This window comes from Luteimonas sp. 22616, assembly GCF_052044325.1.
In the GTDB taxonomy this organism is placed as follows: Bacteria; Pseudomonadota; Gammaproteobacteria; order Xanthomonadales; family Xanthomonadaceae; genus Luteimonas.
On the sequence record NZ_JBQEMW010000001.1, the window covers coordinates 1,120,939 to 1,133,933 of the forward strand.

At 63.9% G+C, this 12,995-nt stretch carries 14 protein-coding genes and 1 other RNA gene; 8 read left to right on the forward strand and 7 right to left on the reverse strand.

The features are described from left to right. The first annotated feature begins 45 nt into the window (after positions 1 to 45). A complete protein-coding gene (smpB, locus tag ACTJIL_RS05240) occupies positions 46 to 543 on the forward strand; it encodes an SsrA-binding protein SmpB (RefSeq protein ID WP_440754505.1) in 498 nt (165 codons plus the stop codon). Between the two features lie 247 nt (positions 544 to 790). Here the strand turns inward: smpB and ACTJIL_RS05245 are convergent, their stop codons facing one another. Beyond that, positions 791 to 3,004: a CHASE domain-containing protein gene (locus ACTJIL_RS05245; RefSeq protein WP_440754506.1), complete on the reverse strand. Its 2,214-nt coding sequence runs from the start codon at positions 3,002 to 3,004 to the stop codon at positions 791 to 793. A gap of 125 nt (positions 3,005 to 3,129) precedes the next feature. On the opposite strand from ACTJIL_RS05245, the gene ssrA reads away from it, so the two are divergent. From ssrA to ACTJIL_RS05275, 6 genes are all read left to right on the forward strand, one after another. Next, positions 3,130 to 3,483: a transfer-messenger RNA gene (gene ssrA, locus ACTJIL_RS05250) on the forward strand. A 207-nt stretch (positions 3,484 to 3,690) separates the two neighbouring features. Then, positions 3,691 to 4,959 carry a tyrosine-type recombinase/integrase gene (locus ACTJIL_RS05255; RefSeq protein WP_440754507.1) on the forward strand — a complete coding sequence of 423 codons (1,269 nt, stop codon included), beginning with the start codon at positions 3,691 to 3,693 and terminating at the stop codon, positions 4,957 to 4,959. Positions 4,960 to 5,233: 274 nt separating this feature from the next. Next, on the forward strand, positions 5,234 to 5,491 hold the full coding sequence (locus ACTJIL_RS05260) for a helix-turn-helix transcriptional regulator (protein ID WP_440754508.1): 258 nt from the start codon (positions 5,234 to 5,236) through the stop codon (positions 5,489 to 5,491). Positions 5,492 to 5,493: 2 nt separating this feature from the next. Further along, positions 5,494 to 5,625 (forward strand): hypothetical protein, encoded by a 132-nt coding sequence (locus ACTJIL_RS05265; RefSeq protein ID WP_440754509.1) that lies wholly within the window; start codon positions 5,494 to 5,496, stop codon positions 5,623 to 5,625. Then, positions 5,625 to 5,990 carry a hypothetical protein gene (locus ACTJIL_RS05270; protein WP_440754510.1) on the forward strand — a complete coding sequence of 122 codons (366 nt, stop codon included), beginning with the start codon at positions 5,625 to 5,627 and terminating at the stop codon, positions 5,988 to 5,990. Before ACTJIL_RS05265 ends, ACTJIL_RS05270 begins: the two co-directional genes overlap by 1 nt. Beyond that, a complete protein-coding gene (locus ACTJIL_RS05275) occupies positions 5,987 to 6,673 on the forward strand; it encodes a hypothetical protein (protein ID WP_440754511.1) in 687 nt (228 codons plus the stop codon). Before ACTJIL_RS05270 ends, ACTJIL_RS05275 begins: the two co-directional genes overlap by 4 nt. Positions 6,674 to 7,818: 1,145 nt before the next feature. Here ACTJIL_RS05275 and ACTJIL_RS05280 read toward each other — a convergent pair. The 3 genes from ACTJIL_RS05280 to ACTJIL_RS05290 form a co-directional block, all read right to left on the reverse strand. After that, positions 7,819 to 8,037, reverse strand: coding sequence for a hypothetical protein (locus ACTJIL_RS05280; RefSeq protein WP_440754512.1), 219 nt, complete (start codon positions 8,035 to 8,037; stop codon positions 7,819 to 7,821). A 382-nt stretch (positions 8,038 to 8,419) separates the two neighbouring features. Continuing rightward, positions 8,420 to 8,797 (reverse strand): hypothetical protein, encoded by a 378-nt coding sequence (locus ACTJIL_RS05285; protein WP_440754513.1) that lies wholly within the window; start codon positions 8,795 to 8,797, stop codon positions 8,420 to 8,422. A 43-nt stretch (positions 8,798 to 8,840) separates the two neighbouring features. Beyond that, positions 8,841 to 9,881 (reverse strand): hypothetical protein, encoded by a 1,041-nt coding sequence (locus ACTJIL_RS05290; RefSeq protein ID WP_440754514.1) that lies wholly within the window; start codon positions 9,879 to 9,881, stop codon positions 8,841 to 8,843. Between the two features lie 115 nt (positions 9,882 to 9,996). Between ACTJIL_RS05290 and ACTJIL_RS05295 the strand changes: the two genes are divergently transcribed. After that, complete coding sequence (locus ACTJIL_RS05295) at positions 9,997 to 10,908, forward strand: LysR substrate-binding domain-containing protein (RefSeq protein ID WP_440754515.1); 912 nt, start codon at positions 9,997 to 9,999, stop codon at positions 10,906 to 10,908. Between the two features lie 203 nt (positions 10,909 to 11,111). Here the strand turns inward: ACTJIL_RS05295 and ACTJIL_RS05300 are convergent, their stop codons facing one another. The 3 genes from ACTJIL_RS05300 to ACTJIL_RS05310 form a co-directional block, all read right to left on the reverse strand. Then, positions 11,112 to 11,354, reverse strand: a complete 243-nt coding sequence (locus tag ACTJIL_RS05300; protein ID WP_440754516.1) for a DUF6868 family protein — start codon at positions 11,352 to 11,354, stop codon at positions 11,112 to 11,114. Positions 11,355 to 11,627: 273 nt separating this feature from the next. Continuing rightward, positions 11,628 to 12,038 (reverse strand): low affinity iron permease family protein, encoded by a 411-nt coding sequence (locus tag ACTJIL_RS05305; protein ID WP_440754517.1) that lies wholly within the window; start codon positions 12,036 to 12,038, stop codon positions 11,628 to 11,630. A gap of 102 nt (positions 12,039 to 12,140) precedes the next feature. After that, the gene (locus ACTJIL_RS05310) at positions 12,141 to 12,986 is read right to left on the reverse strand and encodes a hypothetical protein (protein WP_440754518.1); all 846 of its coding nucleotides are present in this window, start codon (positions 12,984 to 12,986) and stop codon (positions 12,141 to 12,143) included. Between the last annotated feature and the right edge of the window lie 9 nt (positions 12,987 to 12,995).

The following is a 12,995-nucleotide window of genomic DNA, read 5'->3' on the forward strand; positions in this document are numbered from 1 at the left end:
GGGCCGGCCGCGCAAAATCTCGCGGCAAACTGCGACAATGCCGCCATGGGCAAGAAGAAAGGCGACAAGGATAAGGCAAACGGCGGCGGCACCGTTGCGCTGAACAAGCGCGCGCGCCACGACTACCACCTCGAGCAGCGCTTCGAGGCCGGCCTGGCGCTGCAGGGCTGGGAGCTGAAATCGATCCGTGCGGGCCGCGCGAACATCACCGAAAGCTACGCCGTGGTCCGCGGCGGCGAGCTGTTTCTGTTCGGCGCCCAGATCTCGCCGCTGATCCAGGCCTCCACCCACGTCATCGCCGACGACCGTCGCACCCGCAAGCTGCTGCTGCACCGGCGCGAGATCGACGAACTGGTCGGCCGCGTCGAGCGTGACGGCTACACGATCGTGCCCACCGCGTTGTACTGGAAGGGCAACAAGGTCAAGGCCGAGCTGGCGCTGGCCAAGGGCAAGCAGTCGCATGACAAGCGCCAGGCCACCAAGGAGCGGGATTGGGCACGCGAGAAGCAGCGTGTGCTGCGCCAGCACAACAAGAACGCCTGACCCGCGGCACCAGTGGCCGCATGCAAAAGCATGCCCGCCCGATGCCGCTGCCTTTGCTCTTTCCTTCGCGGTTGCCCGTGCCTTTCCGGGGCCCCTCCGTAGCGGCGGAGCCGGCGGGGTGTGCTTTCTTTGCGCCAGGTTTCTTTGCACAAGCAAAGAAAGGTGGCTCGCGCCGTCACGGCGCGAAACGCTCTTGATTTTGCAGGCTTGAAAGCCCTCCAAGAAAAGCAGTTCGCTACGCTCGCACCTAGCCCGCTGCTGCGACCTCGCGCGGCAACGTAAAGCGGAACGTCGCCCCCCCACCCGGCCTGCCCTCCGCGCCAACGGTACCGCCGTGGCGCTCGATGATGCGCTTGACTGATGCCAGCCCGATGCCGTGGCCCTCGAACTGTTCCTGGTTGTGCAGCCGCTGGAACGGGCGGAACAGCTTGCCTGCGTATTCGGGCGGGAAGCCCGCGCCGTTGTCGGTGACATGGAAGGTTGCCTGCTCGCCGGGCAAGTCCTCCCTGCCGACGACGATGCGGGCATCAGCGACCCCCGCGGTGAACTTCCAGGCATTGCCGATCAGGTTCTGCAGCAGGTTGTGCACCAGGGAGGCGTCGCCAACGGCGCGCAGCCCGGGTTCGATCTCCACGTCGACCTGCCGCTGCGGCTGCGCGACGCGCAGTTCGGCGACCACGTCGCGCGCGATCCGGGTGATGTCGAGCGGCGCCAGCGTCAGGGTGCTGCGACTGACGCGCGACATTTTCAGCAGCGCGTCGATCAGGTCGTCCATGCGGCCGGCCGCGCTGCGCACCCGCGTCAGGTAGTCGCGGCCGACCTCGTCGACCTTGTCTGCATAGCGTTCGCCCAGCAGCCGGCTGAATCCCTCGATCGTCCGCAGCGGCGCGCGCAGGTCGTGCGAGACGCTGTAGGCAAACGATTCGAGCTCCTGGTTGGCGTGGGTCAGCTCGCGCGTGCGCAGCGCGACGCGCGCTTCGAGGGTGCGATTCAACGCCTGCTCCCGCGCATGGGCGAGCACGCGCTCGGTGATGTCCTCCACCTGCACCAGGCTCGCCACGTCCTGCCCGATCTCTCCAGAGACCGGCGCGTAGGTCAGGTGGGCATGGCACAGCTCGCCTGCCGTCGTCCGCCACTGCCGCGTGGTGCGGAACACGCCTTCGGCCAGCGCCGCGAACTCGCGGCTGCGCCGGGCCTCGTCCTGGGCATCGATGAAGTGGGATCCGAACATCGAGCCGACCAGGGCATCGGTAGTGGTGTCGAAGATCGCCGCGAGCGCGGGGTTGGCGTCGACGATCGCGCCCTTGCGGTCCAGCAGCGCCTGGCCGATGGCCGAGAACCGCATCGCGTTGCGGAAGCGCAGTTCGCTGCGCTGGTAGGACTCGGCAAGGAGCGCGGCCTTGCGTTCGGCCAGTGATTCGGTCCGCGCGAGCACCAGGGCGACGCCGAAGAGCAGCAGCGAGGCGATGATGCCCGCGCCCAGGGTCATCCTCAGTTCCGGCGTGCGCGCCGCCAGCGCCGCCCCGGTATCGGCGCTGAAATCCAGCTCCCATCGCCGGCCGTACAGTTCCAGCGGCATGGTTCGCCGGAAGTCGTTCTCGTCGCCCCGCGCTGCCAGATCGGCATGGTCCGCGTACAGCACCGCGCCCGAGCCTTGTCCCGCACCGCCGTCGCGGATGGTCAATGCCGCATGGCGCCGTGTGGTCCGCAGGGCGGCCGCGACGAACCCGGACATGTCCAGCGGCACGTAGATCCAGCCTTGCAGGGCCGCGCGCCGTGCCGACAACGTGGCCGGAATCCCGAACCGGTAGACCGGCGCGAACATCACCACGCCCGTGGCGGGGCGACCGGCGTCCCGGCCCAGTTGCAGCGGGCCGCTGATGCGCACGGCGTTGTCGTCGCGCGCGCCGGCCATCGCCGCATGCCGCACCGGGTCGGCGAACAGGTCGTTTCCGATCACCGCCCGATTGGCCGGTGTGCGCGGCTCGAGGTAAAGGATCGGGCCGTAGCGGTCGCGTATACCCGCGGGCCGGACGATGTAGAACCCCTGGCCTGCGTCGCGCATCTCCAGTTGCAGCGTCTGCAGTTCGGAGCGATCCAGGTACGGGGCGTAGCCGAGCCCCAGCATGTCCGGATAGCCCGCCTCGATGTTGAGTGCGTCGACATAGCCCTGCCACTGGCCGGCGCTCGGGCGATCCACCGACGCGAACAGGGACACCCCGCCTCGCGCCACCAGCTCGTAGCTGGCCAGCCGCTGCCGCAGGAGCTCGGCGATGGCATCGGTTTCGGCGGCGAACTCGGCCTGCACCGCCTTGAGTTCGCGCTGCTGCGCACTGCTCCAGTACAGCCACACCAGCAGCAGCGAGGCCACCAGCGCGAACACCGAGAGGATATAGCCATGCAATGGCGCCCGGAGCCGTGCCCCGAGGGAATCCAGGTCCATGCCGCGCAGGAGCTTCATCGGATTCAGCATAGCCCGGACCAGCGCCGTTGCGCGCGTGAACGGCCTCCGCGCTGGATGTCGCCGCCCGCTTGCGTGGGCCCCGGTCGCCCCTATACTGGCGTGGTCAGCGTGATCGACATCCCGGGGGTGCACTGGCTTCGACGGGGGTCGCGAAATCGCCTGGCGCATGCCGAGGGGGTAGCTTTCCTCGTAAATCCAGCTGCAAAACTCTAGTTGCCAACGACGACAACTACGCTCTCGCCGCTTAAGGCGTAAGCCCCGAACCCACTTGTGTCCGTGCTCGTGGATGTAGGGTCATCATCACGGAACCGGCTGTGACGGCTGCCTGTCAGTCACGGTTCAACCAAAACAGGCTGGTGTCCCGATGCGCTTTGCGCGCCGTGCTGTCGGGAGACGAGACCTAACGGAGCGCTAAGCATGTAGTGCCGGGGATGGAGTGCCTTCGGACGCGGGTTCGATTCCCGCCACCTCCACCACATCTAGATGCCGGGTCATCCCGGTGCATCACGGAACCCCTGAGAAATCAGGGGTTTTTCTTTGCCTGTTGTCATGCCATGCCACTGGTGGGAATCGGAAAACACCCAACTTTGGCGGTACGGATGGCGGTAAAGATGGTGCATCGGGACCCCGATACCGCCAAAGCATGGCGGTACGGGTACCACCAACATCTAGAGGACACCGACATGGCCAAGACAATCAAGCCGCTCTCTCCCTCGCAGGTCCAGAACGCGAAGCCGAAGGAGGCGCCCTACAAGCTGCGCGACGGCAACGGCTTGTACCTGCTGGTCAAGGTGAGTGGCAGCAAGATGTGGCACTACGACTACCGCCGGCCGGCGTCTGGCCAGCGGAACACCGTCTCGTTCGGCCCCTACCCCGAAATCACCCTGAGCCGTGCCCGGGAAAGGCATTCGGAGGCCCGCCGCCTGCTGGCAGAGGGCTGCGACCCCAGCGAGAACCGAAAAGCACAGCGCCAAGCCCACGCCGCGCGCGCTGCGAACAGCCTTGAGGTCATCGCTCGGGAGTATCAGGCGAAGAAGGCCAAGGAACGGACCGAGGGGACCTCCAGCCGCGCCAAGGCGTGGATGGAGCAGCACGTCTTCCCCCTGATTGGTGCCCGCCCCATCGACGAAATCGAGGCCCCTGAACTGCTGGCAGCCCTCCAGCGCATGGTCAAGCGCGGCACGGTGGACAGCGCTAACCGGGTGCGCGCCGAACTATCTGGGGTGTTCTGCTTCGCCATTGCCACCGGCCGGGCCAAGCATGACCCAGCCCATGCCCTGCGCCACGCCCTGCCCAAGCACACGAAGACCCACTTCGCGTCCATGACCCGGCCGGATGACATCGCAGACCTGCTGAAGGCAATTGACGGCTACATGGGTGACCCGCTGACGCTGGCGGCGCTGAAGCTCTCCCCCGTTCTGTTCCAGCGCCCCGGCGAGCTGCGCGGCATGGCATGGGCGGAGGTGAATCTGGAAGCAGCCGAGTGGCGCATCCCGGCCATGCGCCAGAAGTTGCCCAAGGCCCAGAAGGAAAATCCGCGTACGCCCGACCACGTCGTGCCGCTGCCGAAACAGGCGGTCGCCGTCCTGCGCGAGGTGCACGAGTTGACCGGGCGGGGCAAGTACGTGTTCGCGGGCCGGCTGACCCCCACCCGCCCCATGTCCGAGAACACGGTACGCAACGCCCTGCGCCGCCTGGGCTTCACCAACGAGCAAATCACCCCGCACGGCTTCCGGCACACGGCCAGCACCCAGCTCAACGAGATGGGCTGGAACCCGGACGCCATCGAGCGCCAGTTGTCCCACCGGGTCGCCGGCGGCTCAGTCCGCGCCACGTACAACCAAGCCGAGTATCTGGAGGAACGCCGGGAGCTGATGCAGGCGTGGGCTGACCGGTTGGATGCCCTGCGTACCGGATCGAATGTCATCCCGATTGGCCGCAAGCGCGCCTGACCGGGTCATAGCCGGAAGCGAACGCCTCCTGTCTCCGGGGCATAATCAGCGGCTCACGGTAAGGGGAAGCCGTCGGAATGACGCCGGAAAAGTTCATTGGCCTCCTTCTGGCTCTGAACCAAGCCCGCGCCGGTTCGGAAAAGTGAAAACCTCGCGGATGTAACTGGCCAGAACTGGCCAGCCCTGCAAAAGTCGGAAAATCACGCAAGAGCGAGGGAAAACGAAGGATAGCTTGGATGTTCGCCCGCCGAAGGTCGACGGAAGGACATTTCACATGAAGAAGCAAGACTCCCCCCTCGTCGCGGCGGTCCCCGCCGCTCCCGAGCACGACCACATCGTGTTCGCCCCCAGCGACCTCCTGAACGAAAAGGAGGTCGCCACCATGCTGGGCATCGCCACCGGCACCGTGCGCAATTGGCGGTCCCTGCGCATCGGCCCGACCTACGTGAAGCTCGGCAAGCGCGCGGTCCGCTACAGGCGCGTCGACGTGGAATCCTTCATCACCAGCGGCATGGCCCGGATGGAGGCGTAGTCATGGACAACTCCACGCTCCACGACGTCGATGCCCCGCCCAACGCCGCCTCGTGCCCCTTCCTGAAGTTCACCGCCGCCCTCCTCCGCTCGATCACGGAGATGTACCGCCGCGCTGACGGGAGGCTGAAATGATGAACGACGACAAGCGCAACCACCCCGACGGCGAGCGGGACGACGAAAGCGGGAATCCGCCGGCGCCGGCGCCCGGTCCGTCTACGTACCGCTGGCTCCGCAGGAACACGAAGCGCTTGGCCACATTCGCCATGCTCCTGCACGGCCTCAAGGCATCGCGCCTCGATGTGTTGGCCGGGGCCAGAACCTATCGCGGCGCCGCCGTCGTGCTGGCACTGAAAGAATCCGGCTTCCCCATCGTCTCGGAACTCCGACCTCACCGGACGGCCAATGGCGCAGCCACCCGCATCGCCTACTACTCGGTCCCCGCCACCGAGCGGGCGCACATCCTGGCCGACACCCATCGCAAGGCGGTTTGGCAATGATCGTTCGCGGCCCGCTGCCCGAAGCGAGGTACTACGTGCTCCGCAACGAAATCGCGGACGACAGCAGCCTGAGCTGGGCTGCACGGGGAGTGCTTATCCACCTGCTCACGAAGCCGAGTGATTGGCGGGTGAGCGTCGCCGCACTGGTCAATCAGACCAAGGGAGCACGTATCAAAAGTGGACGGGACTCCGTGTACGCGCTGCTGAAGGAATTGGAAAAGGCTGGATACGTGAAACGGGAACGGACTCGCTCGGCCGATGGAAAGCTGGGGGAAGTGGATTACATCGTCTCGGAAGGCAGGTTCCAGCCACTTCCGGCTCAGCCGGACACGGCTAATCCGACAGAAGTAATTACTGAAAGAGCAGTAAGAACGAATTTCAAATCTAAAGATTTGACTCCTCCGGAGAGGACTCATCGCAAAAAACGCGATAAGTCGCCCACCAGAGAAGCAAAGGTTGCCGAAGCAAAGATTCCCAACCACCCGATCTGGAATCGCGAACTTTCCAGGCTGACCGCTGAGGGCGTCTCGATCAAACGCGCGCGTGCCTGCCTGGCAAAGCTCGTCGATGCGCTCAACGAGGGCGAAGCACTGGATTTGCTGGAATCGGCCCGTGAAGCAGGCAACACGGGAAGCATGGTTATCGACGAAATCATGCGCCGCGTTTACGCCGAGACCCGCTAGCAATCTGCTTGCAAGCAGCTTCAGAACTTCCAAGGATAGAAACAGTGCAAATTGAACCCAGAGGCCGCGTGGCGGAACGCCATAGGAGCGGCACCCGCCCCCTGATCGGCAGCGTACCGGCACTGTCGATCAGCATCCTCCACCTTCACGGCTGGCGGTATACGGAGCGCTACGGGGACGCCAGACGCGCAGGGCGGTTGGCTTTCAGTCGTGGCGGAGTCGCCATTGGAGAGGTGGATTACAGGGCCAGTATCGGTCAGGAATCTGGGACGCTGACCTTGAGGTGCAGCTTCAGCAACGATGCCTGCGTAACCGAGGAGCATGTCGAAATCGTGAGCGTTCCAAATGTTTGGGGCGGCAGGCATTGGTTCTTCGCATGTCCGGTAACCGGAAAGCGCGCACGGAAGCTCTACCGCTGGCCGGGGCTTGGCTTCAGTCACCGGGAGGCATCGCCGATCCCGCCGGTCTACGCCTGCCAGCAGGACAGCGGCCTAGCGCGTACAGCGAACGCCATGCATGAAATCCGCAGGCGGCTTGGCGGTGTGCCCGGCAATGTTGAGAAACCCAAGGGAATGCCTCGGAGAACCTTCCTCCGCCTGACCATGCGCTACGTAGAGTTGCACGAAAGGTTCTGGCGCTTGTCTCGGCCCAGCTTCGCTCAGCTCGACTGATTTAGGCGCAGTCCTAGTAATGGTCGGACGACACGGCTCGCCGCACCACCGGGCTAAGACGATTGAAATGCGTCCGGTGCTGGCACGTAGATGGACACTGCCAGCTCAAGGGTGAGGATGGGGATTCGCCTCACCGCCGGAGCAGACATTTTAATCCAGCTCTTGACGCCCGTTCAGGGCAAGCGCCCCTCCCTTCGTGTAGACACGCAGGTGCCTTTCGTCCAGGGGGAGCTGCCGGTAGGCATTGACGGCCGCTCGCCATGCGGCTCAGGGCAACCGGCTGGCCAAATGCCATAACCTTGCTCGCGCCACTGATGGCCGCTCTTCCGGCCTGCTGGAATGCATCCAGCAGCGCCAGTGGGAAACCGCAAACAGAAGCGGCGACCGTCAGCCAAGTCGATGTAGTACGCGCCGGCGCGTGTGGCCCCATGCGCCGCCGCATACGGCTGGACCTGGAACGGGCCGCGGTGTGGATCACCAGGTCAACGTCGAGAGCAGCCAAGGCTTGGCTGACGTCGGGGCATTGCAGTCGATCGTGGCGGCGCTGGCCTGTTCGCCCAAGATGTCCGCGAATCGTCGGCCCTGCCCGGCATCGCGTCCCGCTACCAGCAGCTCGATGTTCGCGTCGCCCGCCATTGCACAACAGGCGCGGGCGCCGAAGTTTCCGTAGCCGCCCGGTACCAGACTCTTCATTCGTTTCGAGTGCCCCTTGGCTGCAGGAAGCAGCATCGCAGACCAGGCTCGTATGGCGCACCGTCGAATCGACCTCGGCTAGCGGGGTTTGCCAGCCGGCCTATGGGTGAGCGCAGCCGCGAAAGACTGCTAGCGGCCAGGAGCGGACATCTCGTTAACGATTGAACGATGCTGAGTTGTGAAGCAACTTCTGCCCCAATTCGTTCTTAGGCCGCAACGTGGCCGAGGCGAGCTTTGAGAGTCCCGAAAGCAATGGAACCGTGGAAGCGGCAATAGGCAGATCTCTTCGATTCACAGGAAATGCTCCAGCTGTCGAGGCGGCTGTCACTCGGATCCGTCCCGAAGTGGACGCGGGAAGGAGCTCACGTTCGGCGACCGCCGGCTACGTTGGTTTTGCGACCATCAATGCCAGGACAATGAGCAGCGCAGCAGGGCGACAATTCCAACGCAGTCTGCCCGGTAGTCGCTTCCACACGAGCAGCGCTGCGGTGTCCACGGCTAGCGTCAGGCCAAGCACGAAAGTGGAAGTATGGATCCAGGCAAGCGGCCACCATCCTCCCAGTCCCGCGACGATCACGCCCGTAAGCATCGTCGCCAACATCGCCAAGCTGGTCGCGTGATCCAGAATCAGTAACCAGCGAGAAGGCGTGGTGCCGCGTCGTCGCCACTGCCAGCCCATGACAGGGACCGCTACCGCAAGCAGGATGGTTACCACCGCACTAGCGACGTGTATCTGGTGGATGGCCGGGTACGAGGTCATTGGTCCGCCTCACGCTTGCATCTATTGCAATTCGGGAAGCGGCTCAAAGCCTCGCTCCCATCAGGGCCGCCGACAGCAGGAGCGCCACCAGCAAGCCGACGACGCCAAACGTCACTGCGATTGCGTGCCCGGTACGCCTGGCCGCGCCATGGCCCAGGGCGACGACCCGCGCGCCGAGCCCAACGTGCGCGATGACGGCCAGCACGGCCAGGAAGTAGTGCGGGATCAGGCGCACGTTCCAGGGATCGCCAATCAAGCCCGCATCGCCGCCCGCAGCCCAGGTCCAGTCCGGATCGATCCCGAGGACACCGCGGGCCATCCAAAGGGCAGCGATCAGGTGCGACAGCAGGAACGCGCCGAGGTTGGCGCCAAAGGCAACCTGCAGGACCCTGTACCCGTCCATTTCCAGCCGCCGGCCGTAAATGCGCGCAAGCGCCACGCCACTTCCGACCAGCCACGCAAGCAGCGCAACCAGTGACACTTCGATCCAGGGATCGCGATACCAGGCGCGCAAGGTCAACTGTACGACGCGGTGCGCATCCGCACCCCACCAAGCCGTCAGGTGATTGCCAAGGTGCAGGCCCACGTAGCCCAGCAGGACCAGCAGTGCGGCGATGCCGTGTCCAATGCGCAGCCAATCCGGAACTGGGGTCGCCGCGCACGCGCGATCGCGGAAGCACAGCCACGGCGGGATGGACGCCGCCCACATTACCCACCAGACAAGGTGGTCCCACCCGCCGATGCCGGCGAGGAACGTCACCACACCGGTTCCCGTGAACAATGGCGGTGCGGCGACTACCAGCAACGCCAGCCGGCGAATCCGGTAGCCGTCCGCGTCCTCTCGTCCTCGCATCGCCAGCAGCGCCGCCAGGCCCAGGCCCGGCACGGCGAACGGCAGCACGAAGAGCAGCGCCAAAATCACGCCTTGCTCGATTGCAGTTGTCGCGGAGGGTGGAGTCGCCTGTCCCGCGACGAGAAACAACAGCCGCAGCAGGATCGGGTATGCCATCGCGGCGGCGACCAGGACGATGGCGATATGGCGTATCGAAATGGTCGGGCGCGTCAGTGCGTTCGATGCAATCATTGGGCCTTCGGGATCCGGATAGAATGTCGTTGTAGTCGAGCTTCCCCAGTGTGGTCAGCGCCGTTGCGACGCGAAATGGGCGGTCGCTCACTTCACCCGTAACCGAACCGACCGAATGGCACGCCTCCACAACCTCGCCGGAATCGAAGCGTTCGTGCGTGTCACCGAACTGGGCAGCTTTGCGGCAGCCGCGGCTGCAATGGGCATCTCGTCGCCGGCGGTGAGCAAACGCGTCGCTGTGCTGGAAGGACAACTCGGCGTGCGGCTACTCAAGCGCACCACGCGAAAGCTCGCGACCACGGCCGAAGGTGCCCTTCTGCTGGAGCGGTTCCAGCAGGCGCTTCGCATGCTGGAGGCGACCGAGAATGAGCTGCCCCGGCTGCGCGACCGTCCGCAGGGTCTGATCCGGGTGAGCTGCACACACGGACTCGGCCACCAATGCGTGGTTCCCGCGCTGGCGCCGTTCCTGGCGCGCCATCCGGAAATCGAGATCGATCTCACGCTGGATGATGCCTATGCGAACCTGGTCGACGATGGCGTGGACCTGGCCATCCGCAATGGGCGACTGGACGACGCTGGTTTCGTTGCGCGCAAGCTTGGCCCCATGGCGCTGGTGGTGTGCGCCTCGCCGGACTATCTCGCCACGCATGGCACCCCGTCACATCCGGACGAACTCGCCGCGCATGCTTGCATCAGCTTCCGGCGCAAGGCAGACGGGCGCGCGTTTTCCTGGGAGTTCGAGCATCAGGGCCGCCGCTTCAACAAGGCGGTCACCGGGCCGGTTGTGGTCGACAGCATCCTTGCAGCCGCCATCTTGGCCGAGCAGGGTGTCGGTCTGGCGCAAATGGGCGACTATTTGGCGCGCCCGCTGATGCATACCGGACGTCTGGTGCAGGTCATGGAACCGTTTGTCGCACGCGATCGCGCGCATTGGCTCTGCTACCGCGACCGCCAGCACCTGCCGCATAGAGTGAACTTACTCGTGCAGCACTTGATTGATAGCTTCTCTGCCGAAAATACGAACTGAAGCAGACGCTTTTATAGCACTTGCGGGGAAACGTCAGCTTTGGGTCGGGAGCAGCTACCTCTTACCCGCGATAACGTCCCCTAATCCCCGACACATTCAATGTCCGAGACCGGCGAGCAACGGTCATTCGTTAAAGCTTGAATTAGGCCGCCTTGCGAAGCGGATTCCGCTTGAATTGATTGCTAGATACCACCATGACTCACTCAGTTCGCTGCGCAAAGGACCAGCAATGGCACCAGGAAGAACAGCAATATTCCGATCTTGTAGGCAGCCATGCTCGCGTAATGAATGGCGTCGAATAATTCGACAGGAATCTTGAACCATCGACCATGAAGTTTGTACATCCAGTCATGGGCAGATGCGAAAACGCCGAACCAGACGAGCAGAACTGCATAGTTGATTCCTACACACCACAAAAGAATGTCTTTGAGTTCGTTCAATGTCACGGCACAATCTCCTGCTGAATTTAACACCTTGATCAAGCAAACCCGCGAACGGGCGCCGCTTGAATGAACTGTCAGGTCTCGGCACGAGTTCCAGCTGGTCGTGTTCGCCGGGTTCGCCTCGAGCACCGCTGGTGACTAACCTCTTGCGCAGTTCGTAAGCCGCGCTCTTGCCGGCGTGTCCAGCGCCCAGATAGGGTATCTCGTCCGTGGCAACCCATTTAGCACTACATCTTCGCCAACAGTTGGCCGAGGACATTGACCCTGGTCATGGGGTCATGGCTCGGGTGTGCCGGTGTCTGGCTTTCCATGATCCAGTTCCACGCGCGCCGCAGCAGCAAGCGCCTGGTACTTTGTTCTGAACGCATCGAGGCTTCTATCCTCGAGTTCTTCCAGATCAAGCAGAGCGTTGTGTGCGCCTTTGGTTGCCCGGATCAACTCATCCAGCTTCACCTGAATGGCGTCGGTGTCTCGGTTCTGGGTGTTCTGGATCAAGAAGACCATCAAGAAAGTGATGATCGTCGTACCAGTATTGATCACCAACTGCCATGTGTCGCTGAAGCCGAACATTGGGCCTGTCGTTATCCAGACAACAATGCTGGCAACGGCAAGGGTGAACACACGGGGCCGGCCGCAAAAGTGGGCAGCGGCCTTTGCGAATCTCGAGTACCAGGATGTGCTTCGCATACGACGAAACCCTCCAGACACATTGACGCATGCAACCGAGAAAGCGTACTGACCGCTATCGCCGCACGCTGACTCGACACTTTTTGCCGAGGAAGCAAGGCGCTACCGCGACATGAGTAGTGGTACGCGGGCTGTTTTCAAAATCTTGCGTGTGGCCCGGCCAAAGCCGAACTCCCCGACCCGGGGATGCGCACAACCGCCGACGACCAGCAGGTCTGCATCCAATGCACGGCAACGACCCAACAGTAGTTCACCTGCGTCGCTGCCCGCGTGCTGCTCAAGCAGCACCGGAACGCCGTTGCGTGCCAAGTGGGTCGCCATGTCCGCGCCTGGCTCTTGTCCATAAGCGCCTCGCAGGCGTGCGCCCGGCACTACTACCAGATGTACAGACTCCGCAGTCGTCAAGAAGGGCATCGCATCAGCGATCGATCGTGCGGCTTCACGTCCCCCGTTCCACCCGACGACGATCCGCTGCGCGCGATGTTCCTTGGACCAACCCTCCGGCAGGAGCAGGCAAGGCCGTCCAGACCCGAAAATCATCTGCTCGGACAGTCCGAGCCTTGTCACGCCAGCCTGCTGAAGAGCCGGGGGACCAAGCACGGCAAGGCTTGCGTGGCGCGCATGAAGCATAAGGTCTTCGCCGTCTTCGCCTTCGGAGACGCGCCACTCAGCAGTGAAGCTATGGTCATGGACCAGGGCGTCGAAGGTGTCTCGTGCTTTCGCCAGCGCCTTCGTCGTGCGCCTTGAATGCTCCTCGAGCATGCTGGCAAAAGCCGGGCCCACGGCGAACCCGGCGTGGGGGTCCAAAGCGAGCTCACGGACAACAAACGTGGCAATCAAATGGGCCTGCCAGCGCCTGGCCAGCGCCGCGGCGAAGCCAAGTCGTGTATCCGAGCCTTCCGACGGCTCAAGGAACACGACCAGGTCCTTTGGCACGGAAATTTGCATCTTCGGTCG